Annotated in this window: 18 protein-coding genes; 11 read left to right on the top strand and 7 right to left on the bottom strand. The window is 67.5% G+C overall.

The window, feature by feature from the left end:
• Position 1 precedes the first annotated feature (1 nt).
• From QFZ41_RS15265 to QFZ41_RS15315, 11 genes are read left to right on the top strand one after another with little or no spacing between them, the layout of a single operon-like run.
• Entirely contained in the window at positions 2 to 1,966 is a 1,965-nt protein-coding gene (locus QFZ41_RS15265) for a type VI secretion system Vgr family protein (protein ID WP_429199532.1), read from the top strand.
• Between the two features lie 35 nt (positions 1,967 to 2,001).
• The gene (locus QFZ41_RS15270) at positions 2,002 to 2,511 is read left to right on the top strand and encodes a DUF6931 family protein (RefSeq protein ID WP_429199533.1); all 510 of its coding nucleotides are present in this window, start codon (positions 2,002 to 2,004) and stop codon (positions 2,509 to 2,511) included.
• Positions 2,508 to 3,848 carry a type VI secretion system-associated FHA domain protein TagH gene (gene tagH / locus QFZ41_RS15275; protein ID WP_429199534.1) on the top strand — a complete coding sequence of 447 codons (1,341 nt, stop codon included), beginning with the start codon at positions 2,508 to 2,510 and terminating at the stop codon, positions 3,846 to 3,848. Before QFZ41_RS15270 ends, tagH begins: the two co-directional genes overlap by 4 nt.
• Positions 3,845 to 5,185 carry a type VI secretion system baseplate subunit TssK gene (gene tssK / locus QFZ41_RS15280; RefSeq protein WP_429199535.1) on the top strand — a complete coding sequence of 447 codons (1,341 nt, stop codon included), beginning with the start codon at positions 3,845 to 3,847 and terminating at the stop codon, positions 5,183 to 5,185. The genes tagH and tssK overlap by 4 nt, the downstream gene beginning before the upstream one ends.
• 4 nt (positions 5,186 to 5,189) lie before the next feature.
• Complete coding sequence (gene icmH, locus QFZ41_RS15285) at positions 5,190 to 6,491, top strand: type IVB secretion system protein IcmH/DotU (RefSeq protein WP_429199536.1); 1,302 nt, start codon at positions 5,190 to 5,192, stop codon at positions 6,489 to 6,491.
• The gene (gene tssM, locus QFZ41_RS15290) at positions 6,488 to 9,271 is read left to right on the top strand and encodes a type VI secretion system membrane subunit TssM (protein WP_429199537.1); all 2,784 of its coding nucleotides are present in this window, start codon (positions 6,488 to 6,490) and stop codon (positions 9,269 to 9,271) included. The genes icmH and tssM overlap by 4 nt, the downstream gene beginning before the upstream one ends.
• Positions 9,237 to 9,932: a type VI secretion IcmF C-terminal domain-containing protein gene (locus QFZ41_RS15295; protein ID WP_429199538.1), complete on the top strand. Its 696-nt coding sequence runs from the start codon at positions 9,237 to 9,239 to the stop codon at positions 9,930 to 9,932. Before tssM ends, QFZ41_RS15295 begins: the two co-directional genes overlap by 35 nt.
• A complete protein-coding gene (tagF, locus tag QFZ41_RS15300; RefSeq protein ID WP_429199539.1) occupies positions 9,929 to 10,540 on the top strand; it encodes a type VI secretion system-associated protein TagF in 612 nt (203 codons plus the stop codon). Before QFZ41_RS15295 ends, tagF begins: the two co-directional genes overlap by 4 nt.
• Positions 10,537 to 11,262, top strand: a complete 726-nt coding sequence (locus QFZ41_RS15305) for a PP2C family protein-serine/threonine phosphatase (RefSeq protein ID WP_429199540.1) — start codon at positions 10,537 to 10,539, stop codon at positions 11,260 to 11,262. Before tagF ends, QFZ41_RS15305 begins: the two co-directional genes overlap by 4 nt.
• Positions 11,262 to 14,150: a bifunctional serine/threonine-protein kinase/formylglycine-generating enzyme family protein gene (locus QFZ41_RS15310; protein WP_429199541.1), complete on the top strand. Its 2,889-nt coding sequence runs from the start codon at positions 11,262 to 11,264 to the stop codon at positions 14,148 to 14,150. Before QFZ41_RS15305 ends, QFZ41_RS15310 begins: the two co-directional genes overlap by 1 nt.
• Positions 14,150 to 14,473, top strand: a complete 324-nt coding sequence (locus QFZ41_RS15315) for a hypothetical protein (protein ID WP_429199542.1) — start codon at positions 14,150 to 14,152, stop codon at positions 14,471 to 14,473. Before QFZ41_RS15310 ends, QFZ41_RS15315 begins: the two co-directional genes overlap by 1 nt.
• Positions 14,474 to 14,490: 17 nt before the next feature.
• Here QFZ41_RS15315 and tssA read toward each other — a convergent pair whose 3' ends face one another.
• From tssA to miaB, 7 genes are all read right to left on the bottom strand, one after another.
• The gene (tssA, locus tag QFZ41_RS15320; protein ID WP_429199543.1) at positions 14,491 to 15,519 is read right to left on the bottom strand and encodes a type VI secretion system protein TssA; all 1,029 of its coding nucleotides are present in this window, start codon (positions 15,517 to 15,519) and stop codon (positions 14,491 to 14,493) included.
• Positions 15,506 to 16,489, bottom strand: a complete 984-nt coding sequence (locus QFZ41_RS15325; RefSeq protein ID WP_429199544.1) for a LysR family transcriptional regulator — start codon at positions 16,487 to 16,489, stop codon at positions 15,506 to 15,508. The genes tssA and QFZ41_RS15325 overlap by 14 nt, the downstream gene beginning before the upstream one ends.
• 269 nt (positions 16,490 to 16,758) lie before the next feature.
• Positions 16,759 to 17,967, bottom strand: coding sequence for a DUF4105 domain-containing protein (locus QFZ41_RS15330; protein ID WP_429199545.1), 1,209 nt, complete (start codon positions 17,965 to 17,967; stop codon positions 16,759 to 16,761).
• 177 nt (positions 17,968 to 18,144) lie between these two features.
• A complete protein-coding gene (locus QFZ41_RS15335; protein ID WP_429199546.1) occupies positions 18,145 to 18,993 on the bottom strand; it encodes an HlyC/CorC family transporter in 849 nt (282 codons plus the stop codon).
• A 300-nt stretch (positions 18,994 to 19,293) separates the two neighbouring features.
• Positions 19,294 to 19,755, bottom strand: coding sequence for an rRNA maturation RNase YbeY (ybeY, locus tag QFZ41_RS15340; protein ID WP_429199547.1), 462 nt, complete (start codon positions 19,753 to 19,755; stop codon positions 19,294 to 19,296).
• Entirely contained in the window at positions 19,752 to 20,729 is a 978-nt protein-coding gene (locus QFZ41_RS15345; RefSeq protein ID WP_429199548.1) for a PhoH family protein, read from the bottom strand. Before QFZ41_RS15345 ends, ybeY begins: the two co-directional genes overlap by 4 nt.
• A gap of 5 nt (positions 20,730 to 20,734) precedes the next feature.
• Complete coding sequence (gene miaB / locus QFZ41_RS15350) at positions 20,735 to 22,084, bottom strand: tRNA (N6-isopentenyl adenosine(37)-C2)-methylthiotransferase MiaB (protein ID WP_429199549.1); 1,350 nt, start codon at positions 22,082 to 22,084, stop codon at positions 20,735 to 20,737.
• Positions 22,085 to 22,175 lie beyond the last annotated feature (91 nt).

Raw genomic sequence — 22,175 nt, forward strand, 5'->3', positions numbered from 1 at the left:
CATGGCGCACGCCATCACACTTTCATCCCGTCTGGGCGATGCCCTTTTGTTCGCCAACATGACGGCGAAGGAAGAACTCGGCCGGTTGTTCGACCTGCGCATCGAGGCGATCAGCAAGAACGCGCAGGCCGACCTGCGTGCGCTCCTGGGTACGCCGATGACCGTGAAGATGGTCACGCCGCAAGGCGTCGTTCGCTACTTCAACGGCATCGTCGCCGAGGCGGAGCAGGGCGCCTTCATCAGCATCCAGAACGTTCGCTACGCGGTCTACGCGTTCCGCGTCGTCCCGACGCCCTGGCTTCTCAGGCAGACGTCCGACTGCCGCATCTACAAGGGCAAGACGGTGCCGCAGATCGTGCGCGAGGTGCTCGCGGAATTCGGTTACGGAGATGTGCGGCTCGCCCTGAGCGCGAGCTATACGGCCCGCGACTACTGCGTGCAGTACCGCGAGAGCTACTTCGATTTCATCAGCCGGTTGATGGAACAGGAAGGCATCTATTATTTCTTCGCCCACGCATCGTCCAGCCACACGATGGTGCTCGCCGACGCGCTGGGCGCTCATGCGCCTCGCCCGGGTTTCGAGACGCTTCCTTATGCGCCTCCCACCGAGCGTGGCCACCGGATGAAGGCGTCGGTCAGCGACTGGCACGTCGCGCGCAGCGTGAATCCCACGCGTGTGCGCATGGACGACTATGACTACCAGCGGCCCAGGGCCTCGCTGCTCGCGAACGAGCCGGTGACGGGCGGGCCCGACGTCCATGCCGTGCCGGGGCTGGATATCTACGACTACCCGTACGGGTCGGTGGGTTATGCCCAGAAGGTGGCGGATGGCCAGCGTTTCGCAAGGGTCCGCGTCGATGCGCTCAACGTGGCCGATGCGATCAGCGAAGGATCCACGGACGCCGTCGGCCTGGCGACCGGCGATCTATTCACCCTGAAGGATTTCCCGTTGGCGGACGCGAACCAGGAATACCTGGTGATCGGTTCGACGACGCGCATGGTCGAAGTGGATTACCAGGCGGGCGGCGTGGAGCCCGATGCCGACGAGGCGCCTTTCGCCTGTCGTTTCCGCGCCATTCGCAGCCGGCAGCCTTTCCGCTCGGCGCAGGTCACCCCGCGTCCTTCCATCGCGGGCGTGCAGACGGCCGTCGTTTACGGCCAGGCCGACGAGGACATCCAGGTGGACTCTCTCGGACGCGTGCAGGTGACCTTCTTCTGGAATGCGCCGGGCAAGCCGAAGGCCGACCAGTCCTGCCCCGTGCGTGTCGGTTCGTCTTGGGCCGGCAAGCGCTGGGGCGCGCAGTTCGTGCCCCGCGTGGGGCAAGAGGTGGTGGTGGCCTTCCTCGACGGCGATCCGGACCGGCCTTTGATCATCGGCAGCGTCTACAACCAGGACCACCTGCCGCCGTATCCGTTGCCGGAGCAGAAAACCCGCAGTGGTGTCGTCAGCCGCAGCCTGATGGGTTCGGCGGGCGACGCGAACGAGATCCGCTTCGAAGACCGCAAGGGGGCGGAGGAACTGTTGTTGCACGCCCAGCGCGACCTTCGCCACGAAGCGGAGAACGATCACATCAGCACGGTCGACCGCGACGAAACGACCGCGATCAAGCGCGATCGCAGCCACGACATCGGTCGCGACGACAGCCTGCGCGTGGGCCGCCGCTTACGTATCGAAGCCGGGGAGGAGATCGAACTCGTCACCGGGCTCGCCCGGATCGTGCTGAAGCGGACCGGCGAAATCGAGATCGCCGGCACGACGTTGCGCCTGACCGGCACCGGCGCGGTGAACCTCACGGCCGGAGGCGCGGTGTCGATCACCTCGGGGGCGGCGGTATCGCTGACCGCGGGTGCCACGGTGACGGTGAACGCCACCGCCGCCATCGCCGTCACCGCGGGCGCGGCGTTGATGCTTTCCTCCACCGCCGGACCGGCCGTGCTCAAGGGCACGCCGCCATTGCTGCTATGACCACGACAACAACGACCAGTATCACCAGGGCCGCCATGGACATGGGCCTGGAAGCGGCCGCCATGGAGCGGCTGCGCAACGGGATGACCCCTCGGGCCGCGGTGCAGGCCCTGCTCGACGGTGGTCATGCGGGCGCGGCATTGCGCTTGCAGATGCGCTTGTTGCCGCGTGGCTACGTGGTGCCCTGGTTGTGCCAATGCGCCGCCGACGCGGCGATCGCCGAGGAAGATCGCCCCGGGCTGCACCTCGCCGAGGCGTGGTTGCGCGATCGTGACGAGGCGAACCGGCGCAAGGCGCTCGCCTATGCGGCCAGCCGCCACTACGTCGGCGCGGGCGCGTTGATCGCCGCCAGCGCGGGGTGGTCCGAGGGTTTCCTGCTCGATGCGTCGGGCAAGGAAGTCGCCCCCGTCGCCGCACACCTGATGGCGGTCGTCGCCGCGGGTGCCTTGTTGACCCTGGCCGCGGCCGGCGACGACTTCGATGCGCGTTGCCGCGCCTTCGTCACATCGGCCCTTGGCCTACTCCGATCGGAGGATTCCGTATGAACCGTTATGCCGGACCCAGCCTGGTCCTCTCCGTGCTCGGCGCACGCACCGAGGAAATCGCCGACCGGGCATCGGTGCGCGTGGAAGGGAGCGACCTCACCATCGGCCGCGCCGAGCAATGCGACTGGGTGCTCCATGCCCACGGCGTCTCGCGACAGCATGCGGTGGTACGCCACATCAATGGCCTGTACTTCCTCGAAGACCGCAGCACCAACGGGATGTTGCTCAATGGCACGCCCCTGCGCGGCGGTGAACCGGCGCTGCTCGGCGACGGCGACCTCGTGCAGATCGATACGTTCGAAGTCCTCGTTGCCATCGAGCCGCCTGTCGAGCAGGTGGCGCGAACCACGGCACGGCGGGAAACGCGCGACATCGCGGATACCGCGCCCGCCATTCGGCCGCCGGCGCCTTTGATCGATGTCGCGCAGGCACCGTCACGGGCGGCATCGCTGGTGCCGGGCGAAGGAGGTGCGACAGCGTCGCTCGACCCGCTCGCATGGTTCCAGACGGCGTTGCCCACGGGTCTGGGTGAAGCACGGTCCACCGCCGCATCCCAGACGCCCTGGAGCCATGTATCGCCACTGGACGAACATCTCGTCGTGCCGCGCGTGGACCACGACGCAGTACCGCGTCACGCGGCCGTGCTGCCGGAAAACTGGGACAGGACACGGAGCCTGTTCCGTGAACCGGTGCCGGCTCCCGTGGCGACGGCCGCCGAGGCGCTCGTCGCCGAGGTGCCGGTTGCCGAAGTGCCCGTTTCCGTGGACGCGAAGGTCGAGGCCGCGCCATCGCCCGCTCCTTCACCATCACCATCCGGCATCGCGCATGCCGCTGTCGAACCGCTGTTCCTGCTCGTCCTTGAAGGCGTGATGGATGTCCTTCGTGCACGCGCGGAACTGAAGAACGGTTTTCGCATGCCCGCGACGCTGATTCGCCGGAGCGAGAACAACCCGCTGAAGTTCGCTCCCACGGCGGGGGAAGCCATGGCTCGCCTGCTCGCCGCACCCAACGAAGCTTTCCTCTCGGGAGAAGCGGCCATCGTCGACGCGATGGACGATATCCGCCTCCACCAGGTGGCCTTGCTTTCCGGGGTACGCGCCGCCTTCGACGACCTCATCGCCCAATTCGACCCCGCGCGTTTCGAAGACGAGGGAGGTCCGCGCCGGCCGCGTTTCCTGCCCGGTGCGGGGAAGGGCGCGTGGGATCGCTACCGCGCGCATTACCAGGGCCTGGCGGCCGATCCCGATGAACGGTTTCGCCGCCTGTTCGGCGACGAGTTCGCCCGGGCCTACGAAGACCAGCTGGCACGCTTCAAGAGCGACGGAGCCGCACGATGACCTCGTTCAACAAGGTGGTCTGGAGCGAAGGACTGTTCCTTCGCCCGCAGCACATGCAACAGCAGGACCGTTACACGGAACGCTACATCGAACTGCGGGCGGCCACGCTGCGCCCGCATCCGTGGGGTTTCGACGAACTGGAACTGGAACGGGACCTGCTGGCCATCGGCAAGCTCGGCATTCGCCGGGCGCGTGGCGTCTTCCCGGACGGCACGCCGTTTTCCATGCCCGATCGCGATCCCTTGCCGGCGCCCCTCGACATCGATCCGAACTGGCGCGACCAGATCATCCACCTCACCTTGCCCTTGCGTTCGGCGACGCAGGCGGAAAGCGTATGGCCCGACACGGCGCCGCCAGGGCAATTGGCGCGCTTCCGCGTGCGCGAGGCCGAAGTGGCCGATGCGTCGGGCAGCACGACCGGAACGGTGATGCTCGAGGTCGGCGGGCTCAGCGCGCGGCTCCTCGCGGCCAGCCAACCGCGCGAGGGCCTGGTGGACCTGCCGCTGGCGCATCTCGTGGAATGCCGCGCCGACCGCCGCGTGGTGCTCGACGATGGCTTCATTCCCAGTGCCCTGACCTGTCGGGCGTCGGCAAGCCTGAGCCTGTTCCTCACCGAGTTGCTGGGTCTGCTGCATCAACGCGGCGAGGCGTTGGCCGCACGTGTGGGGGGTAGCGACCGCACCAGTACCGCCGAGCTGTCGGATTTCCTCATGCTCCAGTTCGTCAACCGGTACCAGCCACAACTGGCTCACCTTTCCGAGGCCCCGCTCCTGCATCCGGAAGATCTCTACCGGATGTTGCTCGGCATGGCGGGGGAACTGGCGACGTTCACCACGCCGGGTAAGCGCAGCGACGCCTTTCCGCCCTATCGGCACGAACGCTTGCGTGAGAGCTTCGAGCCGGTCATCGCGGCGTTGCGTGCGAGCCTCAGCGCCGTGCTGGAGCAAACGGCCGTTCCGGTTCCGCTACAACAGCGCAAGTACGGCGTATGGGTGGGCACCGTCGCGGATACGACGTTGTTCGATGGAGCCGCCTTCGTGCTTGCCGCCAAGGCCGACATCGCCGCGGCGGACATGCGCCGCCGCTTGCCCACGCAATCGAAGATCGGTCCGGTCGAGAAGATCCGCGACCTCGTCAACCTGCAATTGCCCGGCATCGCCGTGGCGTCGATGCCAAGCGCACCGCGGCAGATCCCGTACCACGCGGGCTACCAGTATTTCGAACTCGACAAGGCCTCGCCGATGTGGAAGACCCTGCGCACGTCCGGCGGCGTGGCGCTGCACTTCGGTAACGGTTTCGACGGGCTCGAACTCGAACTGTGGGCGGTGAGGGCCTGATCCGATGACGACCGACGAGAGGCCGGGCCACGGCCCGGACGACGCCACCATCGTGCGCCCCAGCGCCGCGCGTGAACCGTCACCCGTCACGCCGCGGCGCGAACGTGGGCAAGCGCGAGACATCGCGACGCCGCAGGAGCTGCCCATGGCGGGCGGCAATCCACTGGTGCGGGCGGCCAACCCCTTGCTCCTGATGGCCGCGCAATTGAGCAACAGCGCCGAACCACCGGACGCCGTATTGCTGCGCGAGCGCGCCGTGACCTCGATTCGCCGCTTCGACGATCTGGCGGCGCGGGCGGGCGTGGACGCGCAGACAGGCATAGCCGCACGCTACGTCCTGTGCACGATGCTGGACGAGGCGGTGCTCGATTCGCCATGGGGTGACCAGACCGGATGGCAGCGTCAAACCCTGCTGGTGACTTTCCATGGCGAGACCTACGGCGGCGAGAAGTTCTTCGCGATCCTCGACCGGCTGGCGCAGGACATGGTCCGCCACATCGACCTCGTCGAGATGATGTACCTGTGCCTGGCGCTCGGCTTCGGCGGAAAGTACCTCGTGGAACCCGGCGGCATGTCGCGGCTCGCGGATCGCCGTGAGGATCTCTACCGGCGGATCATGGCGTATCGGTCCGCCGCGCCCGTTGAGCTGTCGCCACGATGGCGTGGCCTGGACCGGCCACTCGTGCCTCGCCGTGGTGTGCCGGTGTGGATGGCGGCGCTGGTGGCGCTGTGCATCGTCGCTGGCACGTGGGTCTATCTTCACGGCCGCCTCAACGGGATCACCGACCCGGTGAGCTCACGGCTAGCGGCCATCGGCCTGCGCGGCGTGCCGCTGCCGACGACCGGCGCACCGGCCAAACCCCCTGCCACGAGCCTGCGCCAGTTGCTCGCCAGCGACGAACGCAGCGGCGCGCTGGCCATCGACGAGAAGCCGGACGGCCAGGCGACGCTACGCCTCGCCGCCACGAACATGTTTCCCTCCGGCGGCGCGGAGGTGGCGCCGGAGCAGGCGGCCTTGCTGTCCCGCGTCGCCCGCGCGCTCGACCAACTGCGCGGCCGCATCGTCGTCGTGGGTCATACGGATGACCAGCCGATCCGGTCGCTTCGCTTCAAGGACAATTTCGAACTGTCGGCGGCGCGGGCGCGCAACGTCAGTGCGATCCTGAGCCGCGACCTGCGCGATCCGCGCCGCGTGGAGTCGAGCGGCGCCGGTGCCTCGCAACCGGTCGCGACGCCGCCCGACCTTCCCGCCAATCGCGCGCGCAACCGGCGCGTCGAGATCCTGTTCATGCCGGAGGCCGGATGAAGATCCTTGCCGACCTGTTTCATACGTCATGGGTACGAGCGCTGTTCGGCATCGCCCTGTGTGCCTTGCTGATCGGATTCGGCGGTCCGTACCTCGGGCTCGGCGATACGCAGCCGCTGGCAAGCGTCACCTCGAGGTTCGTGGCGATCGCCGTGGTGGCTGCGATATGGATCGGTGTCCTGATGGGGCGTCGCTGGCTCGCGCTCCGTCGCAGTGAACGCCTGGGCGCGGAACTCTCCTCGCAACCCGACGGTGAGCGTGCGGATTCCGAGGCGCGCGCGCGTGCCGAGCGTGACGCCTTGCGCCACCGCTTCGCCGAAGCCATGGCCGTGCTGCGTAAGCGTCGCGATGGCGGTGGCGACCTGCGGGAACTGCCCTGGTACCTGCTCATCGGTGCGCCGGGTTCAGGCAAGAGCACCTTGCTCGAGCACTCCGGTTTCGAGTTCCCCTTGCTCGGTGGCATGGGTCAGCGTTCGCTCGGAGGCGTCGGTGGCACGCGCGACTGCGATTGGTGGTTCACCGACCGCGCTGTATTCCTCGATACCGCGGGCCGTTATACGACGCAGGATTCCGATCCCCATGCGGATGCCTCGGCGTGGACGGGCTTCCTCGGGCTCTTGAGGCGCCACCGCCGACGTCGACCGGTGAATGGCATCCTGCTCACGATGAGCGTCGCCGACGCCCTGACCATGACGGACACCGAGCGGCAGCAGCACGCGCAAAGGCTGCGCGAACGTCTCGACGAGATCGGCACCCGCCTCGGCGTCGCGGTGCCGGTGTACATGGTGTTCACCAAGTGCGATCTCGTGGCGGGCTTCATGGAGTTCTTCGATGCGCTCGACCCGGCGGGGCGCGCCCAGGTATGGGGTACCACCTTCACTGCCGCGCAAAGCGTGCAGGGCGGCGCGCCGGGGCTGCTGGGTACGGAATTCGACGCCTTGCTGGAGCGGATCGACGAGCGCGTGATCGAGCGGATGCACGCCGAGCGCGACGTGCGCAGGCGGGCACGGATATTGTCCTTTCCGCAGCAGTTGCGGGCGTTCCGCGAGGCGGCCTTGCCGCTGGTCTCGTCGGTCTTCGGCAGCCATGCCTATGGACGGCCGCCGCTCCTGCGCGGTGTGTACCTCACGTCGGGCACGCAGGAAGGCACGCCGATCGACCGCGTGCTTTCGGTGGTCGGACGTTCCTTCGGCATGCACGCCACCGCGCCGGCATCCACGCGTGCGCAGAGACGCACCTACTTCACCGAACGGCTGTTGAAGGAAACGATCCTGCCCGAGGCGGGCTTCGTCGGTGCCGATCCGGTCGCATGGCGCCGGCGTCGTCTGGCCGAAGCGGCGGCGATCGGCGGTATCGGTGTGCTGGCCGTCGCGCTCGTGGTCGGCATGACGACGAGTTTCGGCCGCAACGCCGACTATGTCGCACGTGTCGACCAGGCCTTGCACGATTTCCCCATCGGCGACCCCGGCGCGAGACCGGACTCATTGCGCCAGTACTATGCGCAGGCATTGCAGCGCCTCGACGTGCTGGCCCGCGCTGAACGCATGGCGGGCCAGGTACGCGATCCCGTGCCATGGTCCATGCGCTTCGGGCTGTTCCAGGGGGATGCGGTTTTCGACGAAGTACGTGGAGCGCATGAGCGCGAGTTCCAGGCCAGCGTCGTTCCCGGGCTCGCGTTGCAGTTCCGCGATGATTTGCGCGGCCTTGCCGGAGACCCGCAACGGCTCTACTACGTGCTCAAGGGTTATCTCATGCTTGGCGATGCCGGTCATCGCGATCGCGACCAGCTCGTGCTGCTGGCTGGCGAGCGATGGCGCGAGGTGTTTCCCGATGAGGACAGCCTCGTGCAGGCCCTGGAAGGTCATTTCCGCATCCTCTTCGACGGAAGCGACAAGATGCGGGCCCTGCCGCTCGATAACTCCCTGGTCGAAGCGGCGCGCGCCACGTTGCGCGCGGCGGACCTGGCGACGCTGATCTACGGGGGCGTGAAAATCGACAGCGCGTCGCGTCGCGATGCGCCGGTGCGGCTGGATCGCGTCCTGGGACTGCGTGGCGATGTATTCCGCCGCCGCAGTGGCGCTCCGCTGTCCAGACCGTTACCGGCATTGTTCACGCGGCCGGTGTTCGCCGCGATGGTGCAGGGGACATCTGCATCGGCGGGCGGTGCGGGCGGCGGAATATCCAGCGCGGTGGATCGTTTCGTCGGCGATGGCTGGGTGTTCGGCGCCACGACGGCGGACCCGTTGCAACGCGTATCGCTCGCCGCCCAGGTGCGGGCGCTTTATGTAGCCGACTATATCCGCGCCTGGGACGGGCTGCTCGGCGATCTCGAACTGCAACCGGTGAGCAACGTGCAGGAAGCCAGTGGCGTGGCCGCGCGGCTCGCCGGACCGGGTTCGCCGTTGAAGGCGCTGCTGGCGCTCGTGCGCGATAACACGAGGCACCTCCTGGGTACCGCTTCCGCCGGTGGGACGGACGATGGCGCCGATGCGCCGATCACCGATCACTTCGCGACGCTCGACCAGCTGACGGACGGCGCGGCCGGCGCGACGCCACTGGACCACACTCTCGGCACGCTCGATCAGTTGAGCAAGGCCTTGCTGAGCCGCGACCCCGCGGCGGATGCGATCGGCCGGCCCGACCCCGCGCTCGCCGCCGCGCGGCTCGAAGCGGCGCAGTTGCCGCCGCCGTTGTCCGCATGGGTGGGCAGTCTCGTGGGCAGTAGCCAATCCCTGGTGAGCAAGGGTGCAAGCGGGCGCGCTGGCCGACGGCTTTCGTGAAGCCGCCGGCGCTGACTGCACACGCTTCGTGCAGGGGCGCTACCCCTTCGTCGCGACGCAAGGCAACGATATACCGCTGCAGGACTTCGCCGCGTTGTTCGGCAACGGCGGCCGCTTCGACACGTTCTTCCGGCAGACCTTGTCGCGCGTCGTCGACAGCGCGGGACCGACGTGGACTTTTCGTGATGCCGGCAGCGCGAGGGCGGGAGCAGGAGTGCTCGCCGGGGCGCAACTCGCCGACACGATCCGGCAGGTGTATTTCCGCGACGGGCCGCGACCGCAGGTCGGTTTCACCGTATCGGTCACGACACCGCCGGCCGGTATCGATCGGCTGACGATCGAAGTGGACGGCCAGACCTACGAGTACAAGACCGGCCAGGCACCCGTGTCCGTCGCCATGCAATGGCCTGGTCCGAAACCCGGCCTGACGCGCATCAGTGCCTGGGATACGTCGGGCAACCCGCTCCCTGTGCTCGAGTACCCGGGCGACTGGGGTTTTTTCCACGCACTCGACGCCGCCTCCCTGCAACGGCGCACCGAGACCCGCTTCGGCGCGACCTTCGGTTTCGGTTCAACGCACGCGAACGTGGACATCGAGGCGGCGAGTTTGCGCAATCCCTTCAGCGATAGCAGCGTGCGCCGTTTCCGGTGCCCCGCATGAGCGCGAGAACCGGAAACGTGGCCCCGGGGTTCCACGGCAAGCTTCCACTGCTCGGCGACTTCGTCCAGCGCCGGCTTCCGCCGGAGTTCGTCGAGCCCTGGGATCGCGCATGCCAAGAGGCGATGGCCGGCCTGGCGGCCCGCCTCGGCGACGATCACAAGGCACGCTGTCTGGCGGCGCCGGTATGGCGCTTCGCACTCGCGGCGCATGTATGCGGGCCGCGACCCTGGACAGGTGCCGTCACGCTCTCGTCGGACCGGGTCGGTCGCATCTTCCCCCTGGTGCTGGCGGTATCGGCCGCGCCAACGGCGAACGGATGGCCGCGGTGGCCGGAGGCTGCGTGGTTCGACGCGGCCGAAGCCATCGTGCACGAGGCCCGCGAACACGGTTCGCTGGCGGAGTTCGACCGTGCGGCCCACGCGCTCGCCGATCCGCGACTCATGGCGTCCCCGCCTTGGGTCCCGGCCGGCGGCGGCCTCATGCGCAGTCTCTGGTGGCGCGGAGGGGACCCGAGCTCCGGCGTGGCGTTGCGCGGGCTGCCCAACGCCGACGATTACCTGCGCTTCATCGATGGCCTCCGTGCCGAACGCAACGAGGAACCCGTGTGACCTTGCCTTATCGCTCCGCCGGCCGAACCGAGACAGGCCATGTACGGCGGCACAATGAAGACGCGATCCTGGTCGCCGACGATCTCGGGCTCTGGGTCGTCGCCGATGGACTCGGCGGCCACAGTGCCGGCGACGTCGCCAGCGGCATGATCGTCGACAGGCTGCGCGGGTTGCCGCGAAGCGACGACGTCACCGATTTCATCGATGCGATCGAGGACGAACTCCTGCGCGTGAACCGGATGCTGCGCTCGATCGCGCGCGAACGCCGTGTCGATGCGATCGCCTCGACGGTGGTGGTGCTCGTGCATACCCGCGACATGGTGTTGTGTGGCTGGGTCGGTGACAGCCGGGCGTACTGCTATGAAGAAGGGCGCCTGCGTCTCCTCACGCGCGATCACGTGCACGGCGATCGCGGCGACGAAACCCGCTTCGGCGCGGCGACACCGGTGGCGTCCGGGGTATTGACCCGCGCCGTCGGCGCGGAAGACCGCCTCTACGTCGACTGGACGCTGACCCCGCGGCGCAGCGGCATGCGCTTCGTGTTGTGTTCCGACGGCATCAACAAGGAACTCACCGACGAGGACATCGAGGCATGTTGCCGGCGCCACGCGGACCCCGCGGCGCTGCTCGCCAGCCTGGTCGACGGCGCGCTCGGGCGCGCCGGTCGCGACAACGTATCGGCCGTGGTCGTGCGGCTGGAAGAAACCGAGGAAACCTGTTGATGAGCCAGCATGACGACGATGAAACGCGGGTGGTTCCACTGCGTGCGGTGACACCATCGGCGGGGCAGGACGACGCGACGGTGGTCAAGCCGCTGCATGCGGCGGCGGGCGGCGAGGGAACAGCCACCGGCTCGTCCTCGCTGGGTACGGGCGACGGGGGCTGGCGACGTATCGCCGATCTCGCCCAGGGCGAGAAGATCGCCGTGGGCAGCTTGTTGAAGGGCCGCTTCCTCATGGAAAGGGAATTGGGGCGCGGCGGCATGGGCGTGGTCTATCTCGCCCGCGACGAGCGCAAGGTAGAGGCGCGAGACCGCGATCCCTACGTCGCGGTGAAAGTGCTCAACGACGAGTTCCGGAAGCATCCCGACGCGCTGGTCGCCCTGCAACGCGAGGCGCGCCGTGCCCAGCAGGTGGCCAACGACCATATCGTGCGGGTCTACGATTTCGACAAGGACGGCACCAACGTCTTCATGACGATGGAATATGTGGAAGGCAGCGACCTGCGCTCCCTCATTCGAGGCAAGGCGCGCGACGGCATGCGCTTCGACGAGGCGTGGCCGCTTATCGAAGGCATGGGCGAGGCGCTGCGGCGTGCGCACGCCGCCGGTATCGTCCATTCGGACTTCAAGCCGGGCAACGTCATGGTGACCGCCACCGGCGTGGCCAAAGTGTTCGACTTCGGCATCGCGCGCGCGGGCAAGCTGGGCGTCGATGCCGGTGATGACCGCACGGTCTTCGATGCCGGGTCGCTGGGCGCGATGACACCGGCATACGCGAGCCTGGAGATGATCCAGGGCAGGCCGCCGTCCGCCAGCGACGACATCTACGCGTTCGGCTGCGTGGTCTTCGAACTGCTCACCGGCCGGCATCCCTTTGGCAAGGACAACGCCGAGGAAGCGATGAAGGCGGGCAAGCGCCCACCACCGGTCGCCGGCCTCGACAAGCGCCAGTACAAGGCCTTGTGCGACAGCGTCGCGTTCACCGCGGACAAGCGAAGCGCGGATATCGCCGTGGTGCTGGCAGGCTTGCGCAAGCGGCGCTGGCGTGAGCGGGCAACGCCATGGTTGATTGTCGCGGGCTTCGTCCTGGCCTTGTCGGCTGCCGTGGCATGGGTGGCGGCGATGCAGGTGGAACGCCGCCACGTGGCCGAGACGTTGCGCCGGTTCGCCCCGGGGCAGGCGGACGGCTTCCGTGACGAAAACCAGGTTCGCGGCGCGCTCGCCGCGCTCGACGGCGACGAGCGCCGCCGTATCGTCGTGGACGGGGCGGAGGCGATCGACGGATTCCTCGTGCGCCTGCTCGCCACGCATTGGGATCCGCCGCATGGCCGTCTCGACTACGCGGGTGCCATGGCGACGTTTCGCCTCCGCGCGGACCTGAAGACGTTCGCGCCGAAGCTCGACCGCCGGCGCGAGGAGGTCGCACATGAGCGGGACGACGTGTTGAACCGCCTGGACACCTTGCTCAGCCAGGCGATCCTCGCGGGGCATCTGTTCGGCGATGGCCCCGACGACGTTCCGGCGATTCTCGGCCAGATCCGCACCATCGATCCGGAGAGCCGCCTCCTGGCGAATCCCGAACTCGAGCTCAAGCTCGACGCGGCGGTCGGCGATGCGATCGCGTCGGGCGACATGAAGGTCGCCGCCGACCGGTTGGCCGCCGCGCGCCGGCTGTACCCCTCGTCCACGCGGCTCGCCGCACGCAGCGTCGCACTGGCGCCCACCTCCGCGCAGGCCCCGGCGGCGGCATCCTCCGCCCCGGCGGCGCCTCCGGATTTGCCGCGCGCCGAGCACGAGGCGCGGCTGGAATCGTTGCGCCGCGCGACGGCGGCGAACGATCTCGGCAAGGCGATCGAGAGTTTCCAGCAGCTTCGCCAGATCGATGGTGGCAACGTCGACACCAACGACGAAGCGGCGAACCTGCTGACGCATGGATTCCTGGAAGCGGCACGCGAGGCGTGCCGTGCAGGCCGGTGGAAGGAAGCCGCGGGACGCATCGACAGCGCCCTCGCGATCATCGGCGAACGCGACGACCTGCGCAGGGCGCTGACGCGCTATGACCTGGCGACGGCCGTGATGACCGCGGCGAAGGCGCCGGTGGTATCCCCCGCCGATCAGGACGACCTGCGTCGCCGGCTGGCCGCGGTGAAGGAAGGCGATCCCGATGGATTGAAGGACCTCGAGGCAGCCATGGTGGCCTCGAAAGCGCTGCCGGAGGGTTCCCTGGAAGCGGTGGTGAAGAAGCTGCACTCGGCACCCGTGGTCGTCACGCCGCCCGACCCGTGCGCGCGGCGAGGTCTCGCCGGTACCGCGCGCGAGTGCTTCGACACGTTCGCCGTCGGTGCGTACGGGCCCGCCATGGTGGTCGTGCCGTTCGGCCGCAAGCCGTTCGCCATGACCCGCACCGAGATCACCGTGGGCAACCTCGACCAGTTCTGCCGCGCGACGCGTACTTGCGCGATCTCGCGTGGGATCGCCGCCGCCGAGCCCGCGCGCTCGATTCCCCTGGCTTTCGCGCAACGGTATGCGGCATGGCTCTCGCAGGTCAGTGGGCATACGTATCGGTTGCCCACCGACGAGGAGTGGTCCTTCGCGGCGCATGCCAACGCGGGGTGGGATAGCAAGGAAGGAAACTGCGGCGCGCCTTCCTCGGGTATCGGCCGTTTGCTCAAGGCGCCCGACTTCAGCACGAAGGGCATCGCGAACCCGTGGGGACTCGTCGACATGACCGGTGGTGTATGGGAGTGGGTGACGAAGGGCGGTTCGTTCGCCACGCGCGGTGGCAGCTACCGCAGCGGACCGGATGCCTGCTCGGTCGACACGGTGCGGCCGAGCGATGGAACGGCCGAGCGCGACGTCGGGTTTCGCCTGGTGAGGGAGATTCGCTGATGGAGTGGGATGTGATCGTGAACCGCGAGCTGGCGGCCCTGAACGACGCGTACAACGATGGGCGCATCGATACGCACGAATACCGCTTGCGCCGGCGCATGCTTCTGCGCTCGGCCATGCGCCGCCGAGGCGCATCGATCCACACCTTGCGCCGGCCTGCGGGCGCGCCGCCGGCAACGCCCGCGTTTTCGCAGGCGTTGCCGATGCGTCGCGCCGGTTCCTCACGCATGTCACGGCGGGCGGCCCTGTGGCCGTGGTGGGTCGCGGGTGCCGCGCTCGCTTGTGCCCTGGCGGTTATCGCGTACCGTTCGTCGTCGCTCTGACTGAGCACCGCGGCCGGTCAGCTGTCGTTGTCGCCGGCCAGGACCTGGAATTCGGAAAGGCCGCCGGGCGCGATGGCCTTGAGCAAGTCGGCGAAGCTCAGGCCGACCAGTTGGCTCGCCCGCCGCAACAGCGGCGGAACGGGGCTGGACGGCTCGTGGACGGCGTACCACGCGCAGATCTCGTCGAGCAGGCGAACCACGTCGCCCGTTCCACGGATGGGGCCGCGGTTCGCGCCGGTGGTGGCGGAACCCGCGTCCGGCGCGTCGTCTCCACGTGACGCTCCGTCGTTTTCCGTATCGACATTCGTCTGCGGCAGCCTCGACCCCACCAGCGCCCGCAGGAAGGCGTGCAGTTCACGAAGGTCGCGCAACAAGGCGTCCAGATCGGGACCCATGCCGGGGGTCCGTTGCTCGAACGTCTTGCCTATAGCCTGGGCGTGATCCAGTGCGGCCACGACGCTGTCGTGGACACGCCGCAGTTCCTCGACATCGGCTTGCTGCGCGACGAGATCCACATGTTCTTGCGACACCGCCGGATGGTCGCCGCCGTCGGGCTTCAGCGTGCCGTTGATCACGCGCAGATCGCGCAGCGAAAAGCTGCCGATGCGCTCGGCGTGGAGCAGGGGCGTGCGCCGAAGGTGGGACAGCATGCCATCGGTGGATGCCAAGGCGGCGAGCGCGTTGATCCGTTCGATCGGGTCGCCGTCGTCCAGGCGCGGGTGAACCTCGTCCCAGTAGCGCTCGAGCAGGCCGTGGATGAGGCCCACGGCATCGGACCATGCGGGAAAGCCGCCGATCTTCAGCCATGCATTGGCCAGGTGCACGGCGACACGCACGTCGCGCGTCCGTTGGGCCACCGTTTCCGCATGCTGTGCCACCTCGCGCCAGTCCGGTTCTTCGGCCTGGCGCACCGCAGTGCCCACCGCGCGTTCCGGCGTGACGGTGGCCACCGATTCCAGCGCGAGGAAAAGCGCGTCGTACTCGAGGTTGGGGCCGCAAGGCGCATCGGCGTCGAGCGGGGAAAGCAGTGCCTCAGTGGTATCCATCACGGACTCGCTCGATGATCGGGAACAAGGATTTGGGCGGCTCGACGTGACGCGTGGGGTGCAGGCGGTGGCTCACGCGAATGAGCTCGTCGCGTAGCCAGCGGTGCGCCGGCTGCTTGTCGAGGCGGCTATGCCACGCCATGGCCAGCGACATGTCCGGCATGTCGAAAGGGATGGCATACGCCTCCACGCCTGGCCCCACGGCGTCCACCATGCTTTGCGGCAGTGTGCAGACGAGGTCGGTGGCGCGCAGGATCGGGCCCACCGTATCGCCATGCGGCGCCGACACCAGGACATCGCGCTTGAGGCCCAGTTCTTTCAGGCGCGCATCCATCAGGCCATACATGCGGCCCGTCGTGGAGACGATCAGGTGCCCGAGCGAGCAGTAGTCCTCGATGGTCAGCGGATGCGTACCGCGAGGATGCCCTTCACGCTGAAGCATGACGAACTCGTCGGCCATCAGCGAGCGCATCTTCAACGAGGAAGGCAACTGTTCGTTGGGGGCGAGGAGGATGTCGATCTCCCCGCTCTCGAACTGGGCCAGCACGTCCATGTCTTCCCAGCCCGTACGGAATGCGAGCCGGAGTTCGCGGTTCCGCTTCTCCTGGAACGCCTGGATGAGCGGTTTGGCGAAGCTGCTCACCGCGCTGAACGATCCGCCGATGCGGAAGGTCGCCGCGTCGCGCGTGGGATCGAACGCGCCATGGGGATCGCCCAGCGTGCCCAGCTGGGACAAGGCGTCGCGCAGGGCCGCGGCCATCTCCTCCGCCTTGGGCGTGGGCACCATGCCGCGGCCCGTCTCGGAAGGGACAAGGAGAGGATCCTTGAACAGGCGGCGCAGCCGAGCCAGTTGAGCGGAAAGCGCGGGTTGGCTTACGTGCAACTTGGACGCGGCACGCGTGACGTTTCGTTCTTCCAACAGCATGTCGAGGGACACGAGGAGGGGGAGGTCACTCGGTTTCAGGTTCATCGATTGCGGTACACCGTTCACCTGTGGGGACAAGTGCAGATGTCTGGCGCGGGGTTTTATTCCCTGTGCCTCGCGCCGGAAGGTTTAGGCGGTCGTATTCCGTGACGTGGTCCGCAGTTCCACTCGCTTGGGCGCGTGCCGTTGGGCTGGTGTTTAGCCCACGTCTTCTTCGGAAGTTGGACGTCCATTTGCGCGCACGCGCGCGCACCCGTCAATCACCCGAAAGAAGGTGGCGGGGGATGTCCGTTTGTGTCGTGGGGAACGGGGCTTCAGTCGTGCCGGCGACAGAAGCTTGCGAAAAGCGCTGTCCAGCAAGGCAGGGCGAACAGTATCCAAGGGAGGTTTCGCTGCGGAAAATCCGGCCACAGGTGAAGCAACAGGCCGATGACGCAGGCTCCGAAGGAGAGCGTGGCGATGCGGGGCGCGAAGCGCCCCATGGGCCTGCCTGCGCGACGCAGGCGCCAGATCGCGGGCAGCAGCAGGAAGGCGAGGGGTTGGAACGCGAGCAGGTTGAAGTTGCCCCAGGCGGAGCGATGCAGGGTCAGGCCCCACAGGCCCAGCATGAACAGGCCGGCGACGCCCGCGAACACCGTGAACAGCGTGCCGGCGGCCACGAAGACGCCACGCGCCACGCGGTGCCTGGTGAAGAAGGGCAGGGAGAGCGGAATGGCCAGGAGCAGCCCCGCGCCGAACAAGGGCCAGCGCAGGTCGGGCGCCAGATCCGGCGGCGGGTCGAGGCGCGCGGGCGCGATGGTGGTCTCGTCCACCACCAGCAGCCGCGCCGCATCGCCCTCGCCGATGCGCACATGGCGAAGTTCCGCCTCGAGCGTCATGGGCAGGAAAGCTTCCTTCCACGCCGTCATGGACTGGTCGGCGTAAGGCCCCAGGCCCAGGTCCATGCCGAGCATCAACAAGGGCTGGTTGCTCATCAGCCTCGCGGTCTGCTCACGGAAGGTCATGCCACCGGGCTTGTCGCGCAATTGGTCGCTCAAGGCGCCGTCGAGGGCGTCATCGAGGGCGTCACGTACGCGGGTGGTGCAGTTGTCCACGTAGTAGTCGTAGTGGTAGCCGGCGTTCTCGGGGCGGATGTTCCAGAGCAGGAAACGGCGCAGCCGTTCCTTCTGCGCATCGTCCAGCGCCAGGCGCTGGCGGCGCACGTAGCGGCCCTCACCGGCATAGAAATCGATGTCCGACTGCGTGTTTTCCGCGTCCATGCGGTAGGCCATGATTCCCCGCGCGAAGTTGAGCAGGAATCCCTTCTGGTCGAAATCGAACACGCCGTAATTGAACGCGACCGACTCGCCGCTGACCGTGTCGCGCACTTCCAGCGCGTCGTGCCCGAAACGCTCCCAGTAGATATCGCCGGGCCCGTAGGTCATCAGCGATATCTCGAGGTTGGCCGCGGGCGCGTCGACGATGCCTGCGTGGGCCATCGGGACGAAGCACAGGGCGAGCAGCAGAATCAGTGCATGGCGCATCGAGAAAGGGCAGGTCCTGTCGACTTGGGTGAAAGTTTGGGTGGGAAGCGGCCTGAGCCGCGATCGGGGCTTGCGGCAAGCTCCCGATCGCGGCCCAGGCCGCTTCCCACCCGGAGGTTCCTCACCTGGAGGTTCCCCACCCCGGGAGACTTCCCACCGGGATGACGGAGTGATCGATCAGGCGGCGTCGGCGCGGGCGACGTGGAACTGCTGCACACGGCGATCGTCGGCTTCGGTCACGCGGAACCGGAACCCACCCACGGCGATCTCTTCCCCCGCGGCCGGAAGATGGCCGAACTCGGAGGTGATCATGCCGCCGATGGTGTCGAATTCCTCGTCGGAAAAATGCGCGCCGGCCACCTCGTTGAAGTCGGCGATAGGCGTGAGTGCGCTCACCGCGAAACCGCCTTCCTCCAGGGCCTGCACCAGCACGGGATCTTCCTCGTCGTCGTGCTCGTCGTCGATCTCGCCGACGATCTGCTCGAGGACGTCCTCGATGGTGATGAGGCCGGCGACGCCGCCGTACTCGTCGACCACCAGCGCCATGTGGTTACGCGTGAGGCGGAACTCCGCCAGCAGCACGTTCAGCCGCATCGATTCGGGAATCAGCACGGCGGGGCGGAGCAGGGCGCGCACGTCGCAGCCTTCGCTCTGGCCGAAATACTTCAAGAGATCCTTGGCCAGGAGGATGCCCAGCACTTCATCCTTGTCTTCGCCGTGCACGGGGAAGCGCGAATGGCCGGATTCGACCACGGAGGCGAGAATTTCAGGGAGAGGGGCGTCGACCGGCAGGCTGACGATCTGGGCGCGGGGCACCATCACGTCGTCGACACTGAGCTCGGTCACCTTGATCGCACCCTCGACCATGGTCAGGGTGTCGTTCGAGAGCAGGCCGTTGACCTGGGCGTTGCGCAGTTCCTCGATCAGTTCGTCGCGATTGCGCGGCTCGCCGGAAAACAGATGGCCCAGGCGGTCCCACCAGGATCGGTGAGCCGGGCCGTTGGTACTACCAGGGTCCTCGTTCATTACTCTTTGGAGTTCTGCCCTACGGGGCGGAAGGGTCAGTCTAACGGAATTCGTGTGACGGTTCAGGAAGACGGGGGCTCCCATCAGAGCGGAAGAGCATCGCCGGCTAGCCGGCTTCCCACCCGATGGCGGCGAACCCGTTGGGAGCCGACCCTGTCGGCGATGGCACTTGCCCAGCCCCACACGGTGACGGCTTTTCCGGTGGGAGCCGACCCTGTCGGCGATGGCTACGGAGCGAACCCGCCATCCTGGCACACACGCATCGCCGCTGAAGCGGCTCCCACAAAGGCCAGGCCGCCTTCAAGCCAGGTAAGGGTCCGCGATGCCCAATCCCGCCAGTACCCGCGTCTCCAATCCCTCCATCGCCTCGGCCTCGGCCTCGTCGATGTGGTCGTAACCCAGCAGGTGCAGCGTGCCGTGGACGGTGAGGTGGGCCCAATGATCGGCCGGCTTCTTGCCTTGCTCGGCGGCTTCGCGGACCACCACCGGCGCGCAGATCACCAGGTCGCCGATCAGCGGAAGGTTCAGCCCGGGCGGCAGGTCGGCGGGAAACGAAAGCACGTTCGTGGCGTAGTCGCGCCCGCGATATTGCAGGTTCAGCGCCCGGCCTTCATCGGCATCGACGATGCGAATGGCCACCTCGGTGGCCTTGCGCCGGCGTGCGCCCTTGAGCGCGGCCTCCACCCAGCGGCGGAAACTGGCCGGGGCGGGCACGCCCCGGCGCGACGTGGCATAGCCCACGGCCACATCCAGCGAACTCACCGCTCGTCGTCCTGCTTCTGCTCGAAGGCCTCGTAGGCGCGAACGATCTTCGCCACCAGCGGATGGCGCACCACGTCGCGCGAGGTGAAGAAGGTGAAGCTGATGCCTTCCACGCCACGCAGGACCTCGATGGCGTGGCGAAGCCCGGAGCGGACATGACGCGGCAGGTCCACCTGGGACACGTCGCCGGTGATGACCGCGACCGAGCCGAAGCCGATGCGGGTCAGGAACATCTTCATCTGCTCGACGGTGGTGTTCTGCGCTTCGTCGAGGATCACGTAGGCATCGTTGAGCGTGCGGCCGCGCATGTAGGCCAGCGGCGCGATCTCGATCACGTTGCGCTCGATCAGCTTGGACACCTTCTCGAAACCGACCATTTCGTAGAGCGCGTCGTAGAGCGGGCGCAGGTAAGGATCGATCTTCTGGCTGAGGTCGCCGGGCAGGAAGCCGAGCTTCTCTCCCGCTTCCACCGCCGGGCGCACCAGCAGCACGCGCTGCACGCGATTGGCTTCGAGTGCCTCGACGGCGCTGGCCACGGCGAGGTAGGTCTTGCCGGTACCGGCCGGACCGACCCCGAAATTGATGTCGTGCGTGGTGATCGCGTGCAGGTAACGGGCCTGGTTGGGGCCGCGCCCCTTGATCACGCCACGCTTGACCTTGATCACCACGTCTTGCGCGGACTCGGCGGCCTGCTCGTTCAGCGCGTCGATGCCCGATTCGGCCAGCCGCACGTTGATCGTCTGTCCGGTGAGGGTTTCGGTCTCCGTGGCGTCGTAAAGCACGCGCAGCACCTGTTCACCGGCCTTGGCCGAGGCCTCGTCGCCGATCACGCGGAACAGGCTGCCGCGGTGGTCGATCTCGATGCCGAGGCGCAGTTCGATCTGGCGGATGTGCTCGTCGAGCGGACCGCAGAGATTGGCGAGGCGGGCGTTGTCTTCGGGATCGAGGGCGAAATCGCGCTGGGAAAGGGTCATGGCGTTCACGAGGCGAGCGCCACCTCGTCGTCGAGGCGGACGCGGCCGCGCAGCGAGTTCGACATCGCCTCGGTGATCACCACGTCGACGAACTGGCCGATCATCCGCGCATGGCCGGGGAAGTTCACATAGCGCATGTTTTCGGTGCGTCCGGTCATTTCGTTCGGGTTCTTCCGGCTGGGCTTCTCGACGAGGACGCGCTGGACCGTGCCGACCATCGCCTCGTTGATCTTGCGCGCGTTCTCGTTGATCGCCGCCTGCAGGCGGGTCAGGCGCGCATGCTTGACCTCGGCCGGCGTGTCGTCGGCGAGGTTCGCCGCAGGCGTGCCCGGGCGCGACGAGAAGATGAAGGAGAAGCTCTGGTCGAAGCCGATATCGTCGATCAGCTTCATGGTCTTCTCGAAATCCTCGTCGGTTTCGCCGGGGAAGCCCACGATGAAATCGGACGACACACAGATGTCCGGACGCACCGCGCGCAGCTTGCGGATGCGCTGCTTGAACTCGAGTGACGTGTAGCCGCGCTTCATGGCCGCGAGGATGCGATCGGAACCGGCCTGCACGGGCAGGTGCAGGTAGTTGGCCAGTTGCGGCACGTTGGCATAGGCCTCGATCAGGGAGTCGGAGAACTCCAGCGGATGCGAAGTGGTGAAGCGGATGCGGCCGATACCCTCGATCTGCGCGATGGCATGGATCAGCACGGCCAGATCGGCGATATCGCCGTCGTGCATGGGCCCACGGTAGGCATTGACGTTCTGGCCGAGCAGGTTGACCTCGCGCACGCCCTGTTCGGCGAGCTGGGCCACTTCCACGATCACGTCGTCGAAGGGACGGCTGATCTCCTCCCCGCGGGTGTAGGGCACCACGCAATAGGAGCAGTACTTCGAGCAGCCTTCCATGATCGAGACGAAGGCGGTGGGGCCTTCGGCGCGCGGTTCCGGCAGACGGTCGAACTTCTCGATCTCCGGGAAGCTGATGTCCACCTGCGCCTTGCCGCTGGCGCGCTGCGCCTCGATCATCTCGGGCAGGCGGTGCAGGGTCTGCGGACCGAAGACGAGGTCGACGTAGGGCGCCCGCTTGATGATCGCTTCGCCCTCCTGCGAGGCCACGCAGCCACCGACGCCGATCAGCACGGGCTTGCCGCCCTGCTTGTGCGCCTTCCAGCGGCCCAGCTGGCTGAAGACCTTTTCCTGCGCCTTCTCCCGGATCGAGCAGGTGTTGACCAGGATGACGTCGGCCTCGGCTTCGTCCTGGGTCAGCTCCAGCCCATGCGACGCGCGCAGCACGTCGGCCATCTTCGCCGAGTCGTACTCGTTCATCTGGCAGCCGTGGGTCTTGATGAAAAGCTTGCCGCTCATGGGCCGGGGTACCGTGATTCGTGGGAGTTGACCGAACCGCGCAGTTTACGCCGCCCCCGCCCACCTTGCCAGATGCCCGCCGTGGATCAAT

This window comes from Luteibacter sp. W1I16 (genome assembly GCF_050434905.1).
GTDB lineage: Bacteria > Pseudomonadota > Gammaproteobacteria > Xanthomonadales > Rhodanobacteraceae > Luteibacter.

Excerpts from the sequence above, each read along its gene's own strand:
- QFZ41_RS15265 (WP_429199532.1), top strand. The coding sequence starts at position 2 with ATGGCGCACGCCATCACACTTTCATCCCGTCTGGGCGATGCCCTTTTG.
- QFZ41_RS15270 (WP_429199533.1), top strand. The coding sequence starts at position 2,002 with ATGGACATGGGCCTGGAAGCGGCCGCCATGGAGCGGCTGCGCAACGGG.
- tagH (WP_429199534.1), top strand. The coding sequence starts at position 2,508 with ATGAACCGTTATGCCGGACCCAGCCTGGTCCTCTCCGTGCTCGGCGCA.
- tssK (WP_429199535.1), top strand. The coding sequence starts at position 3,845 with ATGACCTCGTTCAACAAGGTGGTCTGGAGCGAAGGACTGTTCCTTCGC.
- icmH (WP_429199536.1), top strand. The coding sequence starts at position 5,190 with ATGACGACCGACGAGAGGCCGGGCCACGGCCCGGACGACGCCACCATC.
- tssM (WP_429199537.1), top strand. The coding sequence starts at position 6,488 with ATGAAGATCCTTGCCGACCTGTTTCATACGTCATGGGTACGAGCGCTG.
- tagF (WP_429199539.1), top strand. The coding sequence starts at position 9,929 with ATGAGCGCGAGAACCGGAAACGTGGCCCCGGGGTTCCACGGCAAGCTT.
- QFZ41_RS15310 (WP_429199541.1), top strand. The coding sequence starts at position 11,262 with ATGAGCCAGCATGACGACGATGAAACGCGGGTGGTTCCACTGCGTGCG.
- QFZ41_RS15315 (WP_429199542.1), top strand. The coding sequence starts at position 14,150 with ATGGAGTGGGATGTGATCGTGAACCGCGAGCTGGCGGCCCTGAACGAC.
- tssA (WP_429199543.1), bottom strand. The coding sequence starts at position 15,519 with ATGGATACCACTGAGGCACTGCTTTCCCCGCTCGACGCCGATGCGCCT.
- QFZ41_RS15325 (WP_429199544.1), bottom strand. The coding sequence starts at position 16,489 with ATGAACCTGAAACCGAGTGACCTCCCCCTCCTCGTGTCCCTCGACATG.
- QFZ41_RS15330 (WP_429199545.1), bottom strand. The coding sequence starts at position 17,967 with ATGCGCCATGCACTGATTCTGCTGCTCGCCCTGTGCTTCGTCCCGATG.
- QFZ41_RS15335 (WP_429199546.1), bottom strand. The coding sequence starts at position 18,993 with ATGAACGAGGACCCTGGTAGTACCAACGGCCCGGCTCACCGATCCTGG.
- QFZ41_RS15345 (WP_429199548.1), bottom strand. The coding sequence starts at position 20,729 with ATGACCCTTTCCCAGCGCGATTTCGCCCTCGATCCCGAAGACAACGCC.
- miaB (WP_429199549.1), bottom strand. The coding sequence starts at position 22,084 with ATGAGCGGCAAGCTTTTCATCAAGACCCACGGCTGCCAGATGAACGAG.